The sequence below is a fragment of the Planctomycetota bacterium genome, from assembly GCA_035384565.1.
Classification (GTDB): Bacteria; Planctomycetota; PUPC01; order DSUN01; family DSUN01; genus DAOOIT01.
Genome location: DAOOIT010000067.1, coordinates 1 through 23,936 on the forward strand (window position 1 = coordinate 1; position 23,936 = coordinate 23,936).

A 23,936-nucleotide genomic window follows, 5' to 3' on the forward strand; every position below is an offset into this window, starting at 1 on the left:
GCACGCTGGCGTTGCTGGGGCTGGGGGCCTTGGCGCTCTCGCGCCGCCGGCGCCGCGCCGCGTGACGCTCTGCGGCATTCGATGCCGAACGCAAAGCGGGGGCGACCCCAGGGCCGCCCCCGCGTCATGTTGGGTGCCTCTGAGGCAAGCGCCGGAAGCTATAGCTCCCAGCCCTTCCTCGCCTCGTAGTGCAGCAGCCGGTTCGCCTCGGGCTTGTTGGTGAACTGGAGCTTCTCAGCGTCCCAGAGCAGCTTCTCGCCGGGGTACCAGAGGGCGACATTGCCGAGGAGAATCGCCTCGGTCATCGGGCCCGAGTAGCCGAAGTTGGAGCCGGGGACGATCTTGGCTCCCTTGGCGGCCTCGACCCACTCTTTGTAGTGCCCGATGGAGCGCGGCAGGGTCCTGGGCGGCGCCGGGAACTCCTTCATCTTCGCCTCGGGTATGATGCGGCAGAAGCCGGCCCAGCCGCCGCCCATCATCTTGCCCTTGGTGCCCACGAACAGGCAGCCGTTGCTGTCCATCTTGCGGTCGGGCTCGAGCTCCTCGGGCCGGGGCGGCTGCTTGCCGCCGTCGTGCCAGAAGACCTTCACGGCCGGCCGCTCGCCCTTCGCGGGGAACTCCCACTCGATGACCGACCAGAGCGGGAAGATGACGCCGTTGAACTCGGAGCACTGGGCCTTCACCGAGGTGGGCGCGCCCAGGTCGAGACACCAGAAGGCGGGGTCCATGTTGTGGCAGGCCATGTCGCCCATGGCGCCCGCCCCGAAGTCCCACCACCCGCGCCAGTTGTGGGGATGGTAGACGGGCTTGCCTTTGTGGGCTCCCTCGCGCCACTTGTCGGCGAACGGGCGGTCGGCCATGGGGCCGAGCCACAGGTCCCAGTGCAGGTGCTTGGGCACGGGGTCGCTGTAGGCGGGGGCGGCGCAGCCCTGGGGCCACCAGCCCATCGGGCGGTCGCTCCAGGTGTGGACCTCGGTGACCGTGCCGATGGCGCCGGCCTTGAGGTACTCGGCGGTGCCCTGGAGGCCGCCGCCGCCGTGGCCCTGGTTGCCCATCTGCGTGGCCACGCCGGCCTTGCGGGCGGCCTCGGTGAGCAGGCGGGCCTCCTTGACCGTGCGGGTGAGCGGCTTCTGCGTGTAGCAGGCCTTGCCGCGTTTCACCGCCCACATCGAAGCGACGGCGTGGGTGACGTCGGCCGTCGAGACGACCGCTGCGTCAATGTCCTTCTCCATCTCGTCGAACATCTTGCGGAAGTCGTTGTAGGTCTTGGCCTGGGCGAAGTTCTTGGCCGCGCCGCCCAGGGTGTTGTCGTCCACGTCGCACAGGGCGACGATGTTGGCTCCGCAGTTGACCACCTCGCGCAGGTCGGCGCCGCCCATGCCGCCGACGCCGATCTTGGCGACGTTGAGGGTGTTGCTCGGAGCGTCGCCGGCCGCGCCGCCCAGGATGCGGCGCGGCACCACAACCAGCCCGGCCGCGGCGACAGCGGCTCCTCCGAGAAACCCGCGGCGCGAAACACCGCTCTGCTTCATGGCCTCTGCTTCCTTCCGTATAGAATGTTTCCTGAAGCCTCCGCGGCTTCAGTCGCCCGCCACGGGCAGGAACTTCACACACACGGGCAATGGCACCTCGACGCGCTCGCCCGTCGGCGCGAGGCGGCCGGTCTCGGCGTCAATCCTGAAAACGAAGAGATCATTGGAGTCCTGGTTCGCCGCGACGAGCCAGGCGCCGGCCGGGTCCATCCCGAAGTTCCGCGGGGTCTTGCCGCGCGTAGACTCGTGGCCGACGGGCGTGAGCTTGCCCGTCTCCGCGTCCACGCGGAAGATGGCGATCGTGTTGTGGCCGCGGTTCGAGCCGTAGACGAACCTGCCGCTGGGGTGCACTTGCACCTCGGCCGTCGAGAGGCCCGGGCCGGGGCCGCCCCCGTCGGGCAGGGTCGGCACGGTTTGAATCTCCTTGAGCGCGCCGCGTCCGGCATCGTAGGCGAAGGCGGTTACGGTCATCGCCATCTCGTTGATCACGTAGGCGAAGCGCCCGTTGGGGTGGAACGCGAAGTGCCGCGGGCCGGCCCCCGGCGCCACCGATGCGAACGGCGGGTCGTTGGGCTCGAGCTTGCCGGCGGCCGCGTCGAAACGGTAGATGAGCAGTTTGTCGAGGCCCAGGTCGGCGGCGAAGGCGAAGCGCCCGGCCGCATCGAGGTTGATCGAGTGCGCGTGCGGCCCTTCCTGCCGTTTCGGGTCGGGCCCCTTGCCCTGGTGCTGGATCGCGCACGACGGCTCGCGCAGGCTGCCATCGTCGGCAATGGGCAGCACCGCCACGCTGCCGCTGCCGTAGTTGGCCGCCAGCGCGTTCTTCCCCTCCCGGTCCACGATCACGTGGCAGGGGCCGGAGCCGCCCGAGGGCTGCTGGTTCAGGGGCTTGAGCTTGCCGCTCTCGGGCAGAATGGCGAAGGCGCTGATCGCGCCGCTCTTGCCGCCGCGGAAGTTGCCGATCTCCCCCACCGCGTAAAGGAACCGCCGCGAGGGGTGGATGGCGAGGAACGTGGGATTGGTCGCCTCGGCCGCCAGCTCGGGCGCCGAGAGCCTCCCCGTGGCCACGTCCAGCTCGGCCGTATAGATGCCCTTGCTCGCCTTCCACGTGTAGGTGCCGATGTAGAGACGCACCCTGGCTGGCCTGGCCGAAGCCTCGGCCTCGCCCGCGCGCGAAGCCGCTGCCATCGAAAGCACCAGCGCCGGGCTCAACAACATCAGCCAGCTCAGCACGCTCATCGCCACCTCCGTCGCCTCGCCAGGAGTTCCGGGGGTCCTTCTCGCCGCGCCAGCCGACATCATAGCGTTCGCGGCGGGGAAGTCAACCGCGCGCCAGGGGTGCGACGGAATCGTAGGTGGTTTCTGCTGCGAGAATCCCCGGAACAGGGGAAGGCCCGCGGCAGAGGTAGCGGCTCTCTTCATCCGTTCGACAAGCGGGACGCTTGTCGCTACGGGAATCCGCAGCAGAAGCTACCTACAGAAATGGCCCACACCCCCAGGGTGGCCCCAGGGTTCTCGGGTTCGCCCCGGTCACCCGGGCGGCGTCCGGCGGGCAGGGAAAAAGCCGCGCTTTGGCGACCCGGCGGCTACTATGGCGACGGTTGCCATACTTGCTCAATCCCCGGATGATGCTGTATGGGCGCTTTGGCGATCCGGCGGCCTCCGTGGCCATTCCCGCCATACTTGCTCACCTCCCCCCCTCAAGGTTGAGCAAGTATGGGCGACATGTTGCCGAAACGCCACATGCCGGCCGAGCCCGCGCCCGACACGGGCGCCCCGCCACGCTCCCGCCGCCGTCACCAGGGGACCCGAGGGCGTGCGAACCAAGGCCGTCAGGGCCGACGCGTCCGCCCTGCCAGCCGGGCGCGCACGCGCAGGCGCAAGGCATTGAGGCGGATGAACCCCGTGGCGTCGGCCTGGTTGTAGACCTGGTCCGCCCCAAACGTGGCCAGCTCGGGGTTGTAGAGCAACACATCCTTGGGCGCCTTGCGGCCGACCACGGTGATGCCGCCCTTGAGGAGCTTGAGGCGGGCCGTGCCGGTCACGGTCTCCTGCGCCTTATCCACCGCCGCCTGGAGCATTTCGCGCTCGGGCGAGAACCAGAAGCCGTAGTAGACGAGCTCCGCATAGCGGGGAATCCAACTGTCGCGCAGGTGCATCACCTCGCGGTCCATCGTGATGGATTCGACGGCGCGATGGGCAGCATGGAGGATGCTGCCGCCGGGCGTCTCGTACACGCCGCGGCACTTGATCCCCACGAAGCGGTTCTCCACCATGTCCACGCGGCCCACGCCGTTCCGCCCGCCGACCTCGTTGAGGTGGGCGAGCAGCTTGGCCGGGCTCATCCGCTTGCCGTCCACGGCCACGGGGTTGCCCCTCTCGTATTCGACCTCGATGTAGGTGGCCTTGTTGGGCGCCTTCTCGGGCGGCACGGCGAGAACGAAGGTGCTGGCCGGCGGCTCGGCCCAGGGGTCCTCCAGCACGCCGCCCTCGAAGCTCAGGTGCAGCAGGTTGCGATCCATGCTGTACGGCTTGGCCTTGGTGACGGGCACGGGGATGCCGTGCTCCTTGGCATAGGCGATGAGGGCGTCGCGCGAGTTCAGGCTCCACTCGCGCCAGGGGGCGATGATGCGGATTTCGGGGGCCAGGGCGAAGGCGGTGAGTTCGAAGCGCACCTGGTCGTTGCCCTTGCCCGTGGCGCCGTGCGCGATGGCGTCGGCGCCCTCCAGCCGCGCGATCTCCACCTGCCGCTTGGCGATCAAGGGGCGGGCAATCGAGGTGCCGAGCATGTACGTGCCCTCGTAGATCGCGTTGGCGCGCAGCATGGGGAACACGAAGTCGCGCACGAACTCCTCGCGCAGATCGTCAATGTACACCTTGCTGGCGCCGGTCTGGAGGGCCTTGGCGCGCACGGGCTGGAGCTCCTCGCCCTGCCCCAGATCGGCGCAGAAGGCGATGATCTCACAGCCGTACGTCTCCTTGAGCCACTTCAGGATCACCGAGGTATCGAGGCCGCCGGAATAGGCCAACACGATCTTCTTGGGGCTGGTGCTCATCGCGGGTCTTCCTGCAAGGCAAGAGGGATGAATGGATGATTGGATGAATGGATGGGAACACGACCGAGCTGGCGGGCAGGCGAACGTCTCTCTCTCTCCGACATCCGCCCACCCATCCAACCATCCATTCATCCACGCTCTGGTCTACTTCTCGAACCTGACCTTCGGGGGGTTTATGTAGTCGTGGTACTTCTCGCGCACGTGCCCCTGACTGGCGTCGCCCAGGTGCATGAAGATGCGGTAGCGGAAGACCAGTTGGCCGCCCTTCTCGAGCACGTGGTCGCCGCGCTCGCCCGAGCCAGGGCGGAAGTGGCTGAGGCCGAAGGGGTTGGCCGTCATCAGGCCGTAGTCGCGCACGTGCCAGGTGGTCGGGTAGCGCAGGTTGCCGGGGGTGTCGAAGATGGCAATGCCCACCACCTTGCCCCCGACCGGCCCCGAGTAGTCGCACCAGGGCGCCGGACGGCCCCAGCACTCGGCCTCCGTGGTCGCGCCGTACGAGTTCTCGATCCTCCCGCCGCGGCTGCCGTCCATCGAGGTCGCCACCCGCACCGAGCAGATCCCGCCCTCCTTCGTGTCGCCGAACGTCACCTTCTCCCACGGGGCCTTGAATGTGACGGTGAGGTCGATGACTCGCTCGCTGGTGGGCACGGCGTAGATGCGCACCTCGCGCTCCTCGGCAAGCACCCGCTTGCCGCGGCACGACACCCACTCGAGGTCCTGGCGCAGCACGGCCACCACGGGGCCATCCACCAGTTCCTTGATGCGCTTGCTCACTTGCAGGCCGTGGTCCTTCTCCTCCGACCAATTGTCCACGCCATTCACGTCGCCGTGGGCGACCCAGATGCTCTTGTGGTGATGGTGGTCGGTGGTCTCGCCTGGCACGCCCTCGAGGAGCGGGTAGTTGCGGGTGATCTGGACGCCCTCGGGGCCGAGCACGGGATAGAAGAACGGGCGCGCCCACTCCTTGCCGAAGTTGTACGTGGTGAACGGGCTGCCGAAGACGGCGAACTCGATCTTGTCGTCCTTGCGCGTGGCCGCGACGCCGGGCGCCGCCGTGGCGCCGCCCTTGTCCACCTCGACCACGTAGGCCTTGTCTGCGCCGGCCGGGGCATAGTCGAGGAGCCAGTGGATGTTGCCGTGCAGCACCTGGCATGCCACGGGCCGCCCCGTGGCCTCATCCGTCAGCTTGGCCTTGGTGTGGCGGCCCAACGGCGCGCTCATGGGCACGTTGTAGCGGGGCCGAGGGCCGGCTTCAACCACCATTCGCTTCTTCGGCATCAGTCGAGGCCTCCGCCCAGGGGGATGGAGCTACCGGTTGCCAAACGTCTCTCGAAGGTATGCCAGCGACCGCGTGGCGACTGTCTCCGGGTCCGGCGAGTAGTCGAAGACCTCCACCGACACGTACCCGCGGTAGCCGATCTCGTGCAGAGCCCTGGCGATAGGTGCGAAGTCCGTGTCTCCAAAGCCCGGCCCACGCAGGTTCGCATCGTTGGCGTGGAAGTGCGCCAGATGCTCTCGGTGCTCGGCGATGACCTGAGCCGGCGGCCGCTGCTCGCCGCCGACCATCGCCTTCACGTCCAGATGCAGCCGCACGGCGGGGCAGCCCACCGCCTCGATGAGCCGCACGGTCTCGGCCGCCGTCGTGAGGAAATTGGTTTCTCGGGTCGTGAGAGGCTCCAGGGCGATGACCGCGCCGCGCCGCGCGGCTTCCTCGCCGCAAGTCCTGAACATCTCGATGCTTCGGGCCCACGCCGCCTCGTAGCTGTCGTTCTCGCCGATGCTCCGCTGCGCCGGCGACCCGAACACCAGCACCTCGCCGCCCAGCTCGCGGCACAGGCGGATGAGCGCGAACATGAAGTCGCGCGTGTTCTCCCGAGCCGCCGCGTCCGGGCCATTGATCGAGAGCCCGGCAGGGCTCTTGAGGAGCCAATGGAGGCCCACGATCGAGATCCCCGCGGTCTCGGCTGCGCGACGAAGCTCCCCAGCGCGCGACGCCGGCAGCGCGCGGATGTCGTCCGCTAACGTGAAGGGGGCCATCTCCACCCCGTCGTAGCCCACGTCGGCGCAGTACTGGAACACCCGTTCCTGCGGCCAGCCCTCGAACAACTCGTTGCAGATGGCGAACCGCATGCTCAACCCAACCCCCGATAGAAGCCCAACAGCGTGTCCAGCAACGACTTAAGCGCCGTTGCCTGAAGCGCTTGCAGGGCAAGAAGCGCAACCAGGACCACGCGACGATACGGCGCGTAACGCTCCACCTGAGCGGCCGCGGCGATCAGGCAGCCGGGCATCAGGAACATCCAGAGCCGGGCCACCTCGCCGCGGTTCACCCCCAGCAGGTTCAGGGCAACCACGAGCACGACGACGATCACCGTCGGCCAGTCGGCCTCGCCCCAGCGCCTGCGACACAAGCCGCCCACGCTGCCCGCGGCGCGAGCCACAAACAGGCACGCCGACGGAACGCCCAGGAACACGAGGAACTCGATGGGGTTGACCCAGAGCCACGTGCCATAGGCTCGCCCCGACTTGGCATTGAACTCTGCATTGGCTCCAACGCAGGCCGCTGCGACGGCCAGCGAGTTGTAACCAGTTGCCAAATAGAGCGTTACGGCAGGCGCTGCTAGCCCAATCGCCCCCGTGACAGCCAACCACAACAGCGTCCGCACTGACGGTCGTCCGCCCGTCCCAAACAGCGACGCCATGGCCAGCAACCCGGCCCACCCGGCCACGACGAGAAACGAAAGCGAAAAGAACAGCCCCACCGACACGGTCAGGCCGGCGCACCCCGCTCGCCACAGGCTGCGGCGAGTGCCCGCCGTCCAGCCCAGCCAGCAGGCCGTCGTCGCAAGCACCGGGAGAGCCTGGTCAATCCCCGGACTGAAGAGTAAGAAGCTGGGCACCATGCCGGCCAGCGCGGCGGCCACTATTCCCACGCTCACCCCGTGGAGCGCTCCCGCAAAGGCGTAGACGGGCAGCACGACGAGGGCAGCGGCCAGCCGCAGCACGAACGAGGCCAGCCACACCCCGGCCAGATCGGCGTCCGGCATCTTCCGGAACAGCTCAACCATCGCCACAGGACCCTGGGGGTCCTTGGCTCGTATCCCCCAGGCAAAGCGGTCCTCGCACCAGTGGACGAAGCCCCGCGCCGCCCCCTCCGCGCCCGCGAACACCCGGTTCAGAGACCAGAAGAGCGTGAGCGGGCCGGCCGGGTGGGTGATGATCAGCTTGTGCGACCTGTCGCGCATCCAACGCGGGTAGTCGCCCAGTACCGCACGGAGGCTTTGCACCCCCCTCGCTGCCGCGTGGTAGCGGTTGGCCCCCGGCTTGCCGAGGGCTACGATGGACTCATTGTAGCCGCCTGGAAGTTGCCTTGCCGCAGACACTTGGGCCGCGAAGGCCAAGGCGGCCAGCGCGGCCACCGCCAGCGCCCGCCGGGCCGGCGACCACTGGGGCGCGCAGCGTGCGCCGAGGATCGCCAGAAGCCCCATCAGGGCGAAGATCGCCAGCGTCGGCGCCGCGCTCGCCCAGTCGGCGCCAGACAGCCTGTGCCAAGCCCAGTCATCCACGCGGAGGGGGAAATGCCCCCACGCCGTATAGGCCACGACGAGGCCGGTCAACACCAGCATGCCAAGCACCGCAAGCATCGCCGGTCGGCCGGTGGTCTGGCTCATGGCCTCACCGTCGCGCGGTTCTGCTTTTCAAAGAGCTGACGAGCCGGGTCCATGCCCTGACTCCTGCGAGGGCGCTTGACCCGTGCGGCGCGTGTAGCGCCGCCCCTCACAACGGCAGCAGTATAGCATCCTGGCCTATGGGAGTCAACGCGCAATCGCCCCGGGGGCTAGACACCGGCCAATGAAGTGTCGTTGAGCACATCACTTACGACACTAATTCATTGTCGCATAGATGGTTACACACACAGCTTCCCTTCATGGCTCCCCCAGAGACGCCACGCAGGCCTCTGCGGAGGGCCCCATTGACCGGGGCAAATGGTCTGGTATAATCGCCTGTGGGGAGCCGCCCGATCCGTGGCGGCGAGCTTTCCGCCTTCCTCCGTCCGAAGGAGAATCCCACGGGTGCATCGCCGTACAGAGTGGTTGTCCTCGGCGTCGGGCATGAGCTGATGACCGATGACGGGATAGGCCCCGCGGTGGTTCGGTGTCTCCGCGACGATGGCTTGGGGCCAGGCGTGCTGGCCGTAGATGCCTGCACTGCGCTGGTGGACGCGCTGGACCTTGTGCCCTCAGGGGCCGACGTGCTGGTGGTTGATGCGGTGTCGGGCGGCGGCGCGCCGGGCACCGTGTACCGCATCCCCCTCGGCGACCTGGCGGCCCAGCGCGCGGTGACGCTGCACGACCCGTCGTTGCCCGAGGCGTTCGCGATGGCGCGCCTGTCGGGGGCCTCGTTCGGCACAGTGACGGTGCTCGGGGTGGAGCCGGCGAGGGTGGCGCCCGGCGCGGAACTCAGCCCGGTGCTTGCGCAGCGCCTGCCCGCGATTGTCGAGACCGTGCGGGGCGAAATCGAGCGGCTGTCGGGCTTGACTCGCGCGCGGTGACCGCTATAATGCCCTGAACAAGGTACAGGTCCCCAGACATTCCGGTGAGCCGCCGAAGGATCGACTCTGCCGGAGTTGGCGCCGAGCAGAGCAGGGAAGACGCGCCTGCGCCGGCGTCGCCAGGATAAGGAGGTCTCCACTCTTGGCAACCGCAACCGCCAGCCCCGAGATCGTGGTCGAGCACTGCGCCACGTGCAGCGCCGCGTGCCCCGTCCGCACCGACACGCGGGCCTATGTGGACCTCATCGCCCGCGGACGGTACGAGGAGGCGTTCGAGAAGATTCGCGAGTTCAACCCCTTCCCTTCGGTGTGCAGCCTGGTGTGCCACCACCCCTGCGAACAGGCCTGCCGCCGGCAGGACGTGGATGACCCCGTGGCGCTGCGCAACCTCAAGCGGTTCGCGGCCGAGCGCGCCCTCGAGTACCGCTTGAGCAAGCGCCAGAAGGCACCCATCACGAAGGCGCAAACCATCGGCGTCGTGGGCGCAGGCCCCGCCGGCTTGACCGTGGCCAAGGACTGCATTCAGCACGGCTACGCGGTGACGGTCTATGACGCCAACCCCCAGCCGGGCGGCCTGCTGGCCTGCGCGATCCCCAAGTACCGCCTGCCCGACGCCGTGCTGGGGCAGGACATTGGGGATCTGCTGGCCCTCGGGATCGAGGTGAAGAGCGGCGTGCGCGTGGGCCGCGACGTGTCGCTGGCCGATCTCCGCCAGCGCCACCAGGCGGTGGCCCTGGCCGTGGGCCTCTCCGAGAGCCGCGGCCTGCCGCTCGAGAACGGCAACCACCCCGACGTGGTGCTCGCCCTGCCCTTCCTGGCCGCGGCGGCCCTGGGCAGGCCGATGCCCGTGCGCGACCACGTGCTGGTCATCGGCGGCGGCAATGTGGCGGTGGATGTGGCCCGCACCGCCGTGCGCCTCGGCGCCAGGACGGTGAAGATGGTGTGCCTCGAAAACGAGGAGGAGATGCCCGCGTGGGACTGGGAGTGCCACGAGGCGCTCGAGGAGGGCATCTCGTTCGTCTACCGCCGCGGCCCGACCAAGGTGGTGGTCGAGAACGGCCAGATCACCGGCCTCGTGGTGCGCGAGGTGGCCCGCGTGTTCGATGAGAACAAGCGTTTCAGCCCCACCTATTACGACGACCGCGTAAGCACCCTCGAGGGGCAGATGGTGGTCCTGGCCATCGGCCAGAAGTCCAATCTCGACCTGGTGAAGGGCACCGACGTTCAGCTCACCGACCGCGGCCTGCTGGTCTTCGACAAGGCCACGATGGCCACCTCGGCCAAGGGCGTGTTCGCCTGCGGCGAGGTGGTGACAGGGCCCGGCGCAGCCATCGAGGCCGTGGCCAGCGGCCACCGCGCGGCGGCGGCCATCCTCCAGTTCCTCGCCACCGGCGAGGTGCGGCCCGTCGAGGAGGCGGCTCAGCCCGAGAAGGTGGGCGATCTGCCCAAGGACCTCTTGCCCAAGATCCGCCGCATCCAGCGCCTGGCCATGCCCACCGTGGCCGCCGAGGAGCGCAAGAAGAGCTTCATGCAGTTCGAGCTCGGTTACTCGGAGCGCGAGGCGCTCATGGAGGCCCGCCGCTGCCTGTCCTGCGTGGCCGGCGCCACGGTGGACAAGAACAAGTGCGCCGCCTGCCTCACGTGCCTGCGCGTGTGCCCGTTCGGCGTGCCGGCGGTGGACGACGTGGCGGTGATGGCCTCCGAGATGTGCCAGTCGTGCGGCCTGTGCGCGCCCGAGTGCCCCGGCCTCGCCATCAGCATCCGCCGCTTCGCCGTCGGCGACATCCGCCACCGCATCGTCCAGCTCATCCAGGGCGCAGGCCGCCCCATCCGCCGCGTCGAGATCGTGTGCTCGCAGGACGCCGTGTCGCGCGAGGCCCTGCTCGACCGCATCGAGGGGAACAACGGCGACTCGACGGCGATCCTGCCCGTGAGCTGCGCCGCGCGGGTGGAGGAGGTGGACATGATGAAGCCCTTTGAGCTGGGCGTGCAGGCCGTGGTGGTGAAGCGCTGCGAGAAGTGCCGCTACCCCGGCGCCGACGATCGGCTGACCAAGCGCGTGAACCGCACCAAGGGCATCCTCGACGCCGCGGGCGTCGGCGGCGACAAACTGAGTCTCGTGTAGGCATTCTCTCTCAAGGAGCGCGTAGCATGATTGTGGCAGCGAGCAAGCCGCTCGACGAGGTGTTCGGCTTCATCCAGAACTGCCGGAAGGTGCTGGTCCTCGGCTGCGCCGAGTGCGTGGCCGTGTGCCAGGTGGGCGGCGAGAAGGAGGTGGGCGTGCTCGCCCAGGCCCTCCGCCTCAAAGCCCAGACCAGCGGCAAGCAGATCGAGTTCCTCGAAAACACCGTCCGCCGCCAGTGCGAGACCGAGTTCGTCGCCCCCATCCTCGAGAAGCTCGACGGCGTGCAGGCCATCGTCTCCATCGCCTGCGGCGTGGGCGTGAACTTCCTGTCGGACCAGGGGCCGGCCATCCCGGTGTTCCCCGGCGTGAACACCACGTTCATGGGCGCCACGGTGCAGCACGGCGAATGGGCCGAGCGGTGCGCCGGCTGCGGCCAGTGCCTCCTCGACCTCACGGGCGGCATCTGCCCCGTCGCCCGCTGCGCCAAGACCATCCTCAACGGCCCGTGCGGCGGCACGAAGGACGGCAAGTGCGAGATCAGCCGCCCCGAGGCCCCCGTGGACTGCGCCTGGTACCTGATCGTCGAGCGCTGCAAGAAGCTGGGCACGCTCGACCGGCTCAAGGCGGTGGTGGCGGCCAAGGACTGGTCCAAGGCCCGCGACGGCGGTCCGCGCCGCATGGTGCGGCCCGACCTGATGATCGCCAAGGAAACCCAGGCCTGACCCCCCGAAGGCCCTGCCTCTGCGATACAAGGAGAAACAGGTGAAAAGCGGCAGCAATCTCGAACGGGTGCTCGCAGCGGGACACTTCGCGGTGACGGCCGAGCTGGGCCCGCCGATGAGCGCCGACGCCAACGAAGTGCGCCACAAGATGAAGCTCCTGCGCGGTGCGGCCGACGCCTACAACATCACCGACTGCCAGACCGCGGTCGTGCGCCTCTCCTCCATCGCCAGCGCCATCATGCTCGTGCAGGACGGCATGGAACCCGTGATGCAGATGACCACGCGCGATCGCAACCGCATCGCCATCCAGGCCGACATCCTGGGCGCGGCCGCCTTCGGCATCAAGAACTGCCTGTGCATCGCGGGCGACCACCAGTCGTTCAGCGCCGCAGGCCGCCTCAAGGGCCATCCGGGCGCCAAGAACGTCTACGACGTCGACTCCATCCAGCTCGTGGCCATCCTGAAGAAGATGCGCGACGAGGCGCTCCAGGAGGGCGGCGACCCGCTCACCGTGCCGCCCAAGCTCTTCATCGGCGCCGCCTGGACCCCGATGGGCGACCCGATGGACTTCCGCGTGCTGCGCCTGGCCAAGAAGGTGGCGGCGGGGGCCGACTTCATCCAGACGCAGGGCGTCTACGACGTCGAGCTCTTCGCCAAGCAGATGAAGGAGGCCCGCAACCTGGGCCTCCACGAGAAGACGGCCATCCTGGCCGGCATCATCGTGCCCAAGAACGCCGGCATGCTCCGCTATATGAACTCCTCGGTCGCCGGCGTCAAGGTGCCTGAGTCGCTCATCGCGCGCTTCCCCAAGCCGCCGAAGAAGGACGCCTCGAAGGAGGAGAAGAAGGCGGCCGCCGCCGAGGCCGAGCGCATCGGCAAGCAGATCGCCGTCGAGCTCATCCAGCAGTGCCGCGAGATCGAGGGCGTGCGCGGCGTGCACCTCCAGGCCATCGAGTGGGAGAGCGCCGTGCCCGAGATCGTCAAGGCTGCCGGCCTCCTGCCGAGGCCCGTCGTGCCCGCCGAGCCCGCGCAGGCCTGAACCACCCCGCGACCGCAGAACGCAAGACGGCTCCCGGGCACCGCGTGTGCCCGGGAGCCGTCGCCGTTTCCGCCCGCGCGCCGCCGCGCGGTCAGTCGCCCTTGAGGAACTCGCCGACCTCCTGTTGGGCCTGGGACGGAGGCTTGGGCGCCGCGGGGGTCTTCACGGTGCGGATCACGGTCTTGATCGGCTTCTCGCCGGGCAGGCGAATCGCCACGTCGTAGCGCGCCGTCATGTCCTCATCCTTGAGGATTTCGCCGGCGAGGATCTTCTTGCGGTGCTCGGCGTAGACGGCGTTGATGCGCGCCGTGCGCTCCTCGAACTTCTCCTTGACCTTCTTCTCCTCGGCGCGGATGGTGGCCTTGAGCTTGCTGGCGGCCGACTTGGCCACCTCGTAGTCGCGCTGGTCCTGGGCCAGGTTGTCGTAGCGCTCGAGCCGCTCGCGCTCGCTCATCTGCTGGCGGCCGCTCGAGCCGGAGACCGACGTGCCGCCGGTCCGCGTGGACGCCTCCTCGCGACGCTGGAGCTTGTTCGTGATGGTCCGCTCCAGGCGCTTGAGGTCGTTCACAGCCTGCCGCACCCTGTCCATGTACTTCGTCTTGATAGCCTCGTAGGCATCGTCTTTCATCTGTTCGGCGGTGTCAGCATAGCCCTTGGCGAACTCGCGGTTCTTGAGAAGCGCCTGCTTCTGCTCGTCGGTGAGCTGGGATTTCTCCTCCTCTTTCTGTTCGGCCTCCTGCTTCTCGGCGCTCTTGAGCGCCTCCACGGTGGTCGCATTGTCGAGGGTGATCGCCTCGATCTTGTCGCGGGGCACGGAACGCAGGCCGCCCGGGGAGTCGAACATCACCGACACCAGCTTGCCCTCGAGCTTCGCCTCGCTGCGCACCTCGAGCACGTCGTTGCCGTCCTTCGACAGGGTGATGGCGACGACCTCTTCGCGGGGGTAGATGTTCTGAACGTCCTTGACGAGGATCGTGACCAGTTGCACTGTGCCGCGGAGGTCTCCCCCCATGCGCATCTTGAGGATGTCTGCGTCAGCCCCCTGGCCGAGCCATGCCAGAATGCACCCGAGCAGGACCGTCTTGCGCATCGCACTCGCTCCTCACAGCCCCTCGTGCAGGAATCTAGCTTCCCTGTCCAGTAGTCTACCAGGAAAGCCTGGGGGACTTCAAGAGAAAGACCCGGGTCACGTATGAAGGGTCAGCGCGCCGGTCAGATCGGCGATCCGGGGCACGCCCTGGCCCTCGAGGAGGGCGGCCAGGTCGTCCAGCAGGCGGCCGCAGGCGGCAGCCTCGCGCAGCAGCAGCGTGCCCACGAAGCAGGCCGAGGCGCCGGCAAGGATGAACTCCAGGAGGTCGGCCCCGGTCATGATGCCGCCGCCGCCGAGGAGCGGCACGCCCGCGCCCCGCACCGCCTGCCAGGTCTCGTGCACCTTGAGCAGGGCGAGCGGCTTGATGGCAGGGCCCGAGAGGCCGCCGAAGTTGGCGCCGAGCACGGGCTGGCGGCTCTTGACGTCAATCGCCAGGGCGCGGAAGGTGTTCGACACGCTCAGCGCATCGGCCCCCGCCTCCACGCACGCGCGGGCGATGGGCGCGATGTCGGTGACGTTCGGCGTGAGTTTGGCGATGACCGGCTTGTCGGTCACGGCGCGCACGGCAGCGACCACGGCGGCGGCTCCCTCGGGGTCTATGCCGAAGAGCAGCCCGCCCTTCTTGACGTTGGGGCAGGAGATGTTCACCTCGATGGCCCGAACCACGGGCGAGGAACACAGGCGCCCGGCCGTGGCCGCGTAGTCGTCGGGCGTGTTGCCGGCCGCGTTGGCGATGACTACGGTGTCGGCCTCGGCCAGGCGCGGCAGGTAGTCGCGCACCACCACGTCCACGCCGGGGTTCTCGAGGCCGATCGAGTTGATGAGGCCGGCCCCGCCCGCGGCCTCCACCACGCGCGGGGTGGCATTGCCCAGGCGCGGCTCGCGGGTGGTGGACTTCAGGATGATGGCGCCCAGGAGCCTGGAGGAGAAGCCCTCGATCCTGTCGAGTTCCTCGCCCCAGCCGCACGTGCCCGAGGCGGCGACCAGAGGGTTCCGGAGCCGCAGGCCGGCGAAGTCCACGCCCAGGTCCGCGCTTCGCGACACTATGATGCCTCCTCGATGGAGCCCCGCGGGTGGGTGGGGCCTACTCGTTCCATGCGATCTCCTCGGCGTCCAGCACCGGCCCGTCTACGCACAGCTTCTTGTGGCCGAGCGAGCCGTCGGGCAGCACGACGCTCACCACGCACGAGTTGCACACGCCCATGCCGCAGGCCATGTGCTCCTCCATCGCCACCTGGCAAGGGACGCCGTGCTCGCGCGCCAGCTCGGCCACGCGGCGCAGCATGGCCCACGGGCCGCAGGCGTAGACGTGGGTGGTGGCGGCGGGCCTCTTGCGGAGGAACGCCGCCAGGAGGTCGGTCACGAAGCCGCCATAGACCTTGCCGCCGGTCTCGGCGGCCAGCGCCACCACGACGCCCAGGGCCTCGAGCTCGGCCGAGGTGAGGCACACGCCGGGCAGTTCGTCGAGGAACGAGGCCCCTTGTGCGGTCGCCGGCGTGGTCTGGACGGGCAGGGTTTCGACGCTCTGCGCGCCGATGAAGGCATAGGTCGGGTGGCCATGGCGGCGCAGCTCCCGGGCGAGGAGGCCCAGGCTCGCCCAGCCGCAGCCGCCGGCCACGAGAGCCGCCGCGGCGCCCGCAGGCGGCAGACGAAAGGCGTTGCCCAGCGGCCCGAGGAGCTTCACCATCGAGCCCTCCGGCAGCTCGGCGAGGCGGCGCGTGCCATCGCCCACCACCTTCACCAGCACCGCCAGGGCCTCCGCGCCGCCGGCAGCGCCCGCAGCAGCGTGCCGCCTGTAGATGCTGAACGGACGCCGCAGGAGAAAGGAGCGCGCCGGGCGCCACCCCTCCTCGCCGTCGAGGATGCGGTAGCCGTAGTCGGGCGAGGGCAGGAGCACGTTGACGAACTGCCCCGGCCGCGCGGCAGCGGCGATGCGCGGGGCGTGGAAGCTCACCTCAACCGTGTCGGCCGACACCTGGGTGCGAGCGACGATTGGGGCGGCCTCGTCGAAGACGCGCTCCGTTGCGAGAGCATGGCCCATGCGGCCCCCATGGCCTTCCACTGCCAATTGCCTGCTGGCTGCTGCCCAGTACCCGCTGGCCGCTGTCTTCAGCCGCTCAGCTTCGCGGCCTCGACGACGTTGCGCAGCAGCAGCGCGGTGGTCATCGGCCCCACGCCGCCGGGCACGGGCGTGATCCACCCGGCCACCTCCTTCGCGGCCTCGAAATCCACGTCGCCGCACGTCACCATGTCCGGCTTGCCCTTCGCGTTCAGCACGGGCTCGCCGTTCGCATCGAGGGCCTTGGGCAGGCGGTTGATCGCCACGTCAATCACCACGGCGCCGGGTTTGATCATGTCGGCCTTGATGAGCGCGCTGAGGTCGGGCAGCGGCGGCTTCTTGGCCTTCGAGGGGTCCTTCTGCCACTTCTTGAGACGCGCCGAGTAGCCGTTCCACACGCCTTGCGGCTTGCCGGTGGCGACGACCAGGATGTCGGCCTGGCGGGTGATCTCGGCGAGGTTGGGCGTGGCAATGTGGGCGCACGACACCGTGCAGAAGTGCGCCAGCAGCAGCAACACCACGGGCTTGCCGACGATCTCGCTGTGGCCCACCACCACGGCGTGCTTGCCGTAGAGGTCAATGCCGGTGGAGCGAATCAGCTCGACCGAGCCCACGGCGGTGCAGGGCGCGGGGGCGGGCATGTTCCAGGTGAGCGAGGACTTGAGCCACTCGTCGTAGTTGTCGGGCGTGCCGCGCCGAGCGAGCGCCGGCTGGCTGCACGCGAGCACTACGCGCCCGAGGTTGGCCGGGCACATGCCCTCGGCGTCCTTCGTCGGGCTGATCTGCTCCTGGAGCAGCCGCGAGTCGCACCCCTCGGGCAGCGGCATCTGGATGATGATGCCTGTGACGTCCTTCATCGCGTTCAGCTCGGCGATGCGCTGGGCGAGCTGCGCCTGCGTGCTGGTAAGCGGTTGCTCGTCCACGTCGTAGCGGATGCCGATCTCCTCGCAGCTCTTCTTCTGGCTGGCCACGTAGATGCGCGAGCCCGCGTTGTCATTGGCCTGGAGGGCCACGAGGTGCGGGGCCTTGCCGATGGATTTCAGGTGCTCGACTTCCCGGGCCAGCCGCTCCTTGAGCCTGGCGGCAATCGCCTCGCCGTCAATGATCGTTGCAGACACTCGACGACCTCCTACGAAGGGCTTCAGGACCGCCCCGATCCGGGGCGCAGCGGCTCTTTATGATAGCAGCCTGTGCTCCCAATGCAAGCGCGAAGAGAGAACCTCCCGCGGGCCGTCGGCCCGCGGGAGGTTGCGGAGGGATTCGCGATGGACTCTCAGGCGCTCGGGGCGGCCTTGCGGCGTCGGAGCGTCCGGCGCAGGCGCGGGAGGCCGAAGACGCCCATGGCCGCGGCTCCCGCCGCAATCGCCAGGTCGGCCTGGTTCCCTGTGAAGGCGCCGGCGAGGGTCACGGCGGGGGTCAGCGCCACGCGGGTGGCGGCCCGCGCCCAGGGCCGTTCCGCGATCCAGTGGGCCAGCGGCGGGCTGACCGCGTAGTAGAGCGACACCGCGCCACGCCCGACCGGGCTCTGGAGCAGGCACTCGTCGCGGAAGGTGCGCAGGATGCTCACGTTCGCCGCCCAGGCAGTGCCGTAGGCCGCGGTGGCCACGAAGCAGTCGTGGTGGTCGCGATGGCGCGGGTACCAGCCACCTCCGCCCCAGCCGCCGCCACCCCAGCCGCCCTTCTTGCCCGCGGGGTAGAGCCAGCCGGCGCCGTTGCACTCCTTGCAGGGCTTCCAGCGGCCGTCGTCCCAGCGCCAGCCCTGTCCGTTGCACTTGTGGCACTTCACGGCGCCGGGCACAAAGCTCCCTGTGGGCGGGGGCGGCGGACCGGCAGGCGGGGGCGCGGCCAGACTGGCGCCACCCAGGCTCGATACCAGAAAAAGACACCCCAGCAACAGTCGCCCGACCATGGCTAGCCTCCTCTCCATTCGAGGTGCCTCGTGACCCATGTCTTCTACTGATACGGATACCATGCGGGGCGCGTCCTGTCAAGCTCGCTGTCGAGTTCAGCCGACCGTGGCTCGGACACTGGCCTCCGTGACGGGCGCGATGACGCCGCGCTCGGTGATGATGCCCGCGATGAGGCGCGCGGGGGTGACGTCGAAGGCGGGGTTGTAGACGTCCACGCCGTCGGGCGCGGTCTGCCGCCCAAGGCCGTGGGTGACCTCCTCGGGCCGCCGCTCTTCGATGGGGATGCCGTCGCCGCTGGGCAGCGAGAGGTCGAAGGTGGAGACCGGCGCGGCGACGTAGAACGGCACGCCGTGCTCCTTCGCCAGAATGGCCACGCCGTAAGTGCCGATCTTGTTTGCCGTGTCGCCGTTGGCCGCGATGCGGTCCGCGCCCACGATGACCAGGTTCACTTTCCCCTGCCGCATCACCACGGCGGCCATGTTGTCGCAGATGAGCGTCACGTCTATCCCCGCCTGCATCAGCTCCCAGGCGGTGAGGCGCGCGCCCTGGAGCAGGGGGCGCGTCTCGTCGGCGAACACGCGGAAGCGCTTGCCCTGCTCGTGTGCGGCGAACATCACGGCGAGAGCCGTGCCGTAGTCGGCCGTGGCCAGGCCGCCGGCGTTGCAGTGGGTGAGGACGCCGGCTCCGTCGCGGATCAGGGCCGCGCCGTGGCGGCCGATGGCGCGGCAGATCGCCTTGTCTTCCTCGGCAATGGCGAGGGCCTCATCGAGCAGGCGACGCTTGAGCTGGGGGATGGGCAGGGCGCGGTTCTCGGCGGCCACGCGCTTCATTCGCTCGAGCGCCCAGAACAAGTTGACGGCCGTGGGGCGCGAGGTGGCCAGATAGTCGGTCGCCCGGCGCAGGTCGGCCTCGAAGTCGGCGTAGGTGCCGGCCGTGGAGTTCTGAATGCCCAGGATCGCGCCGAAGGCGGCGGCCACGCCGATGGCGGGAGCGCCCCGCACGCGCAGCACCTTGATCGCCTCCCACATGGCCTCGAGGGTGCGGCACTCGATCTGGCGGAACTCGGTGGGCAGCAGCGTCTGGTCAATCAGGCGGGCGCAGCCATCCACGCCGCCGAGCCATTCGATGGTGGGAACAGGCATCTTGGATTCCCCATCTCCTGTTGCCGATCTCGGAACCGCCAGGGCGGGCCGTCTGCGGCCGCGAGTCCTCACGACCTTCGCCATCATAGCGGCGGGCGGCGGGCGTGTCGAGCGCGGTTCACTGGTACCGGTAGCGGGCGGCACTCCACGAGTCCGCCGCAAGGGCCAGGCTGGCCGTCGCCGCCAGTGCCCACAGGGTCGGCTCGCGCAGGGCGAGGCCCGCGAACAGCACGGGCGGCACCGCCTTGAAGAGCGTGTAGGTGAGGGCCAGGTAGTGGCAGGGCAGTTCCCCGATGAGCGCGGTGGCCCGGCCCGCGCGGCGGCGGGCAAAGGTGGCATAGGCGCCCGAGGCCGCCAACACGGCGCCCGCCGCAATGGCGCCCCACGGGGGCAGGCGTTCCATAACCAGCCACACGAGCGTCAGCAGCATCGCCAGCGAGGCCGCGGCGGCCGCCCACGCGAGCGTTCGCCGCGCCCGTTCCAGCCCCACGCGCACAGCGAAAGTGGCGCTTCCCTGCCGAAGGTCGGCGTCGTAGTCCACTATCTGGTGGAAGTGCAGGTGGACCCACTTGTCGAGGAAGACGGCGGGCGCCGTGAGCCCCAGAACTGCCGCCGGCCCGCCCAGCCAGGCCCAGGGCAGCGCGGCGCAGGCGATGGCCACCGACGCCGCGCACGAGAGCGGGCCGAGGAGTCCTCGCTCCTTGAGCCGCAAGGGCGGTGCCGAGTAGGCCACGCCCAGCGCCACCGCGCCCAGGTAGCCCCCGAGGACGCCCACCCCCGCGCCGGAGAGCACGATCGGCAACATGCCCAGACTCATCAGCCCGGTGACCACGCCGATGCCCACGGCAGGCGGGAGGGTGAGGATCCATCGTTCCTTGCCCGCCGCCAGGTCCTCGGCCCGGTCGGCCAGGTCATTGGCCAGGGTGCCCGACAGGCTCCAGCAGGCCACCGATGCGAGAATGAGCAGGCAGGCCGCCCAGGCGTGGGGGAGCGCCGCGTCGGGCAGTGTGGAAACCACAACCGCCAGGGGGAGCCACAGCGGCCCCGTCTTCCCGAGGCCCCGGCGGCCCCACAGGCTCTCGCGGCAAATGCGCCGCCACAGGGGCGGCGAAGCACTCGCGGGCATCGGCTCAGGCCCTCACCGCGGCCGCGGCGCGAACCAGGGGGCAGGACGGGTCTGGAGCATGCAACCGCCCCGTGAGCGCCAGGGCCATCGCGCGGCATCCCGCGCCGCAGCGGGTCACGTGCTTGCAGTCCGCGCACACCCCGTGCTCCCAGGGCCGACGCATCATCTGGGCGATCGGCGCGTCGTGGAAGATCGCGCCGAGGTCGTCCCGCAGCACATTCCCCAGCGTGGTCGCGGGCGTGTCCAGGCACAGGCAGGGGCTCACGCGGCCTGAGGGCTGTACGGCCATCGAGGCCCGGCACGCCCGGCAGCCGAGGTGCGAGAACTCGATGCGGCCGCTGAACCGTTGCACGAGGGGATGATGCTCGGCCCAGGGCACACGCGTCTCCACCAGCCAGTGGTCGGGCAGCGACAGGAAGTGCTCGAAGACGGGCTCGAGCATCGCGATGACATCGGTCTCGGGGGCAAACGTGCCTGCCGTTCGCCCCACGGGCAGCGGCAGCATGAGGCCGAGCGTGCGCCAGTCCTCGGCCGCGGCGAGGTCGAGGATATCGGGGATGCCGCGCAGCGTGGCCGGCAGGAGGCGCACGGCGAGGGTGGTGTGGAAGCCGTGCGCGCGCACCCGGCGCAGCGCCGTCACCGCCGACGAGACGGCCTCGGGCGGCGTGCCGTGAATCGCGCCATACGTGGCGGGGTCGAGCGAATCGAGGTTGATCATGAAGGAGACCGTCATGGTCTCCTCGCGCAGGCGGCGCAGCAGGTCATCGGTCAGCAGGCTGCCGTTCGAGGCGATGCGCGCCGTGATGCCCAGGTCGGCCATGTGGCGCAGCAGGTCGAGCAGATCGGGACGCACGAACGGCTCGCCGCCCGAGAGGATAAGGCTCTTGACCCCCAGGGCGTGGACACGGCGGATGAACTCGCGCGCCTGGGCCGTCGTCATCTCGTTGGCTTCGGCCGCCCCGGCGTTCGAGAAGCACACGGGGCAGTGGAAGTTGCACCGATAGGTCACGTTCCAGAACAGCGCGCGCAGCGGCGAGGGCGCCATCCAGTCGCCGGGGTCTCGATGGCCAGGCTTGAGCTTCAGCTTGATGTCGAGCATCGGCCCTCCGGGACATCCAGTCCGTGCTACTGGCGAGCAGGTCTGAGGAACTCGGAAGCGAGGTCGCCGCGCATCTTCACCAGGTACTCGACGAGCGAGCCGCAAGCCGAGATGGTGGCCGCCCAGGCCAGGAACCAGGTGGCCTCCCAGGCCAGGTCGGAGAGGGCGATGGGCACGAGGAGATAGAGCATGAAGGTCTTGAGCTTGCCGAACATCGCGATGGGCAGCGGCTTGCCGTGCTCGGCCGCGACCACGCGCAGGAACAGCACGATCAACTCGCGCGAGGTGATGAGCCAGGCCGCCCACACGGGCGAGCGCCCCATCGCCCCGAGCACGATGAGCAGGGTGCACAGGAACACCTTGTCGCCCGTCATGTCGAGCAGAGCGCCCAGGGGCTTGGCGTCGCCGGCGCGGCGGGCGAGCGGGCCGTCCACGAAATCGCTCACGCCCGCGAGGATGGCCAGCGCGATGGCGGCCGGGCGCGTGCCTTCGTTCCAGGCCAGCGCTGCGACGACGGGGGTGAGCAGGTAACGGGAGAGCGACAGGGCATTGTGGAGGGGCAGCATCGCAGTTCCCTGTGTTCAGACGGCTTCGGCCCGCTTCTCCGACTCCAGCACCAGCGTGACCGGCCCGTCGTTGACGAGTTCCACGTCCATCATCGCGCCGAAGACGCCGGTCTCGACGCGGTAGCCGTGCTGGCGGAGGCGTCCGCAGAAGTAGTCGTAGAGCCGAGTCGCCTCGGCGGGGTCGGCGGCCCGCTCGAAACTCGGGCGGCGGCCCTTGCGGCAGTCGCCGCACAGGGTGAACTGCGAGACCACGAGCATGTCGCCGCCCACGTCGCTTGCCGCGAGATTCATCTTCCCCTGATCGTCGGCGAAGATGCGCAGGCCGGCGGCCTTGGCGGCCAGGAAGTCGGCGTCGCGGTCCGCATCGCCCCTGGCCACGCCGAGCAGAATCAGCAGCCCGCGGCCGATCCGGCCCGTGACGCGCCCCTCGACCGTCACGGACGCGCGGCTCACCCGTTGCACGACCGCGATCACGGGTTCTGCATCCCCCATGGGGCACGAGCAGATGACGCTACCGCTTTCCATCATGCATGGCGGCGTCGCCACGTGTCAAGCGGGGATCCGGGGGCGGGCCGGAGTCGTAGGTGGTTTCCGATGCGAGAATCCCCGGAACACGGGAAGGCCCGCGGCAGAGGTAGCCGCGAGCGTCCCGCTTGCGGCTCTCTTCATCCGTTCGACAAGCGGGACGCTTGTCGCTACGAGAATCCGCAGCAGAAGCTGCCTACAGAGATGGTCCACACCCTCCGGGGGGCGTGCGCCAGCAGAGGAGAGCGGCCGACCGTGTGGCGATGGCCCGCCGACTCTGGCGGGCATTGTGGGCGGCGCGTGCCCCATGAGACGCGTCTTGACCCACGCACCGCCTCCCGGTAGGATCGCCCTCGCGGTCCGCCAGCGGCGCAGGACTGGGGCTCGAGCCGCTTGCGGCTCGGCCGAGCGCCCGCGCACAGGATACGAAGCGAGGACTGTGAGGCCCGCCCCGTGTTGCCCCGCCGCTCGATAGCGCGACTCGCTGCCATCCTGCTCGCCTGCCACGCCGTGGCGAGCGCTGCCGCGCTGGACCCCAAGGCGCTCTACCACGCCCTTCGCGGGGACGCCGAACGCGTGCTTCAGCGCTTCTCACCCGAGCGGGTCGAGAAGCCCCCCGACTGGGCTAGACGCCCGGACGCCCCCTTGGCCCGAATCGCCGTGCTCGCCGACGTGCACTACGACGACACGGGCCGCCGCGACTGGACCCAGCACACCCGCCCGAGCCTGCTCAAGGCGGTGCGCTACCTCAACGACACGGTGAGGCCCGACCGTTTGGTGATCCTCGGCGACCTGATCGCCTCGGGCCGCGTCGAGCAGCTCCGGCGCATCAAGGAACTCCTCGACGCCGAGTCCAAGGCTCCCTGCTCGGCCGTGTGGGGCAACCACGACGGGAGGGACTTCGAGAGCGTGTTCGGCCCCGCCAGCTACAGCCTCTCCGTCGGGGGCGTTCGCCTGGTCGCTCTCCAGATCGCCTACAACCTGTGGGACTCGGGCTGGGGCGCCTGCGAGCGCGTCGAGTGGCTCGCCCGGGAGTTCGCCGCTCACGGCCGCGAGCCGACCCTGCTGCTCGTTCACAACCCTGTGGTGCTGCCCACCTTCGCCAACAATGCCGCCGTGCTGCAACTCGTCGAGGCGCAGCCGCAGGTGCTCGGCGTGCTAGCCGGCCACATGCACGTGGACTACGAGCTTCGCCAGGCGAAGGCCCATCTCGGCCTGCCCATGTTCGGGAGGCCGCCTCACGCCTTCAAGGTCATTCACGTCCACCCCGACGCCCTCCTCCTGTCCACCTACGAGCAGTCGGACGGCGCTTACACGCAGGCTCCCATCTATCAGAAGATTGACATCCCGCCCGGCCTGCGCGCACCCGGTGCACCGTGACGCGCTCCTCGGAGCG

Annotated in this window: 21 protein-coding genes; 5 read left to right on the forward strand and 16 right to left on the reverse strand. The window is 69.4% G+C overall.

All coding sequences use genetic code 11. The annotated features are described in order from the left end of the window. Positions 1-158: 158 nt before the first annotated feature. The 6 genes from PLE19_19470 to PLE19_19495 form a co-directional block, all read right to left on the reverse strand. Entirely contained in the window at positions 159-1,532 is a 1,374-nt protein-coding gene (locus tag PLE19_19470; GenBank protein ID HPD17129.1) for a Gfo/Idh/MocA family oxidoreductase, read from the reverse strand. A gap of 48 nt (positions 1,533-1,580) precedes the next feature. Further along, positions 1,581-2,768 (reverse strand): lactonase family protein, encoded by a 1,188-nt coding sequence (locus tag PLE19_19475; protein ID HPD17130.1) that lies wholly within the window; start codon positions 2,766-2,768, stop codon positions 1,581-1,583. A 593-nt stretch (positions 2,769-3,361) separates the two neighbouring features. Continuing rightward, positions 3,362-4,585, reverse strand: coding sequence for an argininosuccinate synthase (locus PLE19_19480; protein ID HPD17131.1), 1,224 nt, complete (start codon positions 4,583-4,585; stop codon positions 3,362-3,364). A 144-nt stretch (positions 4,586-4,729) separates the two neighbouring features. Beyond that, positions 4,730-5,863 carry a PmoA family protein gene (locus PLE19_19485; GenBank protein ID HPD17132.1) on the reverse strand — a complete coding sequence of 378 codons (1,134 nt, stop codon included), beginning with the start codon at positions 5,861-5,863 and terminating at the stop codon, positions 4,730-4,732. A 30-nt stretch (positions 5,864-5,893) separates the two neighbouring features. Then, positions 5,894-6,715, reverse strand: a complete 822-nt coding sequence (locus tag PLE19_19490; GenBank protein ID HPD17133.1) for a sugar phosphate isomerase/epimerase family protein — start codon at positions 6,713-6,715, stop codon at positions 5,894-5,896. Positions 6,716-6,717: 2 nt separating this feature from the next. Further along, positions 6,718-8,256 carry a hypothetical protein gene (locus PLE19_19495; GenBank protein ID HPD17134.1) on the reverse strand — a complete coding sequence of 513 codons (1,539 nt, stop codon included), beginning with the start codon at positions 8,254-8,256 and terminating at the stop codon, positions 6,718-6,720. Between the two features lie 476 nt (positions 8,257-8,732). On the opposite strand from PLE19_19495, the gene PLE19_19500 reads away from it, so the two are divergent. From PLE19_19500 to PLE19_19515, 4 genes are all read left to right on the forward strand, one after another. Then, a complete protein-coding gene (locus PLE19_19500; GenBank protein HPD17135.1) occupies positions 8,733-9,137 on the forward strand; it encodes a hydrogenase maturation protease in 405 nt (134 codons plus the stop codon). Positions 9,138-9,279: 142 nt separating this feature from the next. After that, positions 9,280-11,262, forward strand: coding sequence for an FAD-dependent oxidoreductase (locus tag PLE19_19505; GenBank protein HPD17136.1), 1,983 nt, complete (start codon positions 9,280-9,282; stop codon positions 11,260-11,262). Positions 11,263-11,288: 26 nt separating this feature from the next. Beyond that, on the forward strand, positions 11,289-11,984 hold the full coding sequence (locus PLE19_19510) for a methylenetetrahydrofolate reductase C-terminal domain-containing protein (GenBank protein HPD17137.1): 696 nt from the start codon (positions 11,289-11,291) through the stop codon (positions 11,982-11,984). A 40-nt stretch (positions 11,985-12,024) separates the two neighbouring features. Continuing rightward, a complete protein-coding gene (locus PLE19_19515; GenBank protein ID HPD17138.1) occupies positions 12,025-13,023 on the forward strand; it encodes a methylenetetrahydrofolate reductase in 999 nt (332 codons plus the stop codon). A 91-nt stretch (positions 13,024-13,114) separates the two neighbouring features. Here PLE19_19515 and PLE19_19520 read toward each other — a convergent pair whose 3' ends face one another. The 10 genes from PLE19_19520 to dtd form a co-directional block, all read right to left on the reverse strand. Further along, positions 13,115-14,113, reverse strand: coding sequence for a hypothetical protein (locus PLE19_19520; protein ID HPD17139.1), 999 nt, complete (start codon positions 14,111-14,113; stop codon positions 13,115-13,117). A 96-nt stretch (positions 14,114-14,209) separates the two neighbouring features. After that, positions 14,210-15,157, reverse strand: coding sequence for a dihydroorotate dehydrogenase (locus PLE19_19525; protein HPD17140.1), 948 nt, complete (start codon positions 15,155-15,157; stop codon positions 14,210-14,212). Positions 15,158-15,197: 40 nt separating this feature from the next. Continuing rightward, positions 15,198-16,154, reverse strand: a complete 957-nt coding sequence (locus tag PLE19_19530) for a hypothetical protein (GenBank protein ID HPD17141.1) — start codon at positions 16,152-16,154, stop codon at positions 15,198-15,200. 68 nt (positions 16,155-16,222) lie between these two features. Next, entirely contained in the window at positions 16,223-17,290 is a 1,068-nt protein-coding gene (locus PLE19_19535; protein ID HPD17142.1) for a bifunctional 5,10-methylenetetrahydrofolate dehydrogenase/5,10-methenyltetrahydrofolate cyclohydrolase, read from the reverse strand. A gap of 155 nt (positions 17,291-17,445) precedes the next feature. After that, positions 17,446-18,081 (reverse strand): hypothetical protein, encoded by a 636-nt coding sequence (locus PLE19_19540; protein ID HPD17143.1) that lies wholly within the window; start codon positions 18,079-18,081, stop codon positions 17,446-17,448. 96 nt (positions 18,082-18,177) lie between these two features. Then, the gene (gene mtnA / locus PLE19_19545) at positions 18,178-19,224 is read right to left on the reverse strand and encodes an S-methyl-5-thioribose-1-phosphate isomerase (GenBank protein ID HPD17144.1); all 1,047 of its coding nucleotides are present in this window, start codon (positions 19,222-19,224) and stop codon (positions 18,178-18,180) included. Positions 19,225-19,342: 118 nt separating this feature from the next. After that, on the reverse strand, positions 19,343-20,350 hold the full coding sequence (locus PLE19_19550) for a UbiA family prenyltransferase (protein HPD17145.1): 1,008 nt from the start codon (positions 20,348-20,350) through the stop codon (positions 19,343-19,345). A 4-nt stretch (positions 20,351-20,354) separates the two neighbouring features. After that, a complete protein-coding gene (locus tag PLE19_19555; GenBank protein ID HPD17146.1) occupies positions 20,355-21,449 on the reverse strand; it encodes a radical SAM protein in 1,095 nt (364 codons plus the stop codon). Positions 21,450-21,475: 26 nt separating this feature from the next. After that, positions 21,476-22,015 carry a CDP-alcohol phosphatidyltransferase family protein gene (locus PLE19_19560; protein ID HPD17147.1) on the reverse strand — a complete coding sequence of 180 codons (540 nt, stop codon included), beginning with the start codon at positions 22,013-22,015 and terminating at the stop codon, positions 21,476-21,478. 15 nt (positions 22,016-22,030) lie between these two features. Continuing rightward, positions 22,031-22,489 carry a D-aminoacyl-tRNA deacylase gene (dtd, locus tag PLE19_19565; GenBank protein ID HPD17148.1) on the reverse strand — a complete coding sequence of 153 codons (459 nt, stop codon included), beginning with the start codon at positions 22,487-22,489 and terminating at the stop codon, positions 22,031-22,033. 504 nt (positions 22,490-22,993) lie between these two features. Here dtd and PLE19_19570 point away from each other — a divergent pair. Then, the gene (locus PLE19_19570) at positions 22,994-23,920 is read left to right on the forward strand and encodes a metallophosphoesterase (protein HPD17149.1); all 927 of its coding nucleotides are present in this window, start codon (positions 22,994-22,996) and stop codon (positions 23,918-23,920) included. Positions 23,921-23,936 lie beyond the last annotated feature (16 nt).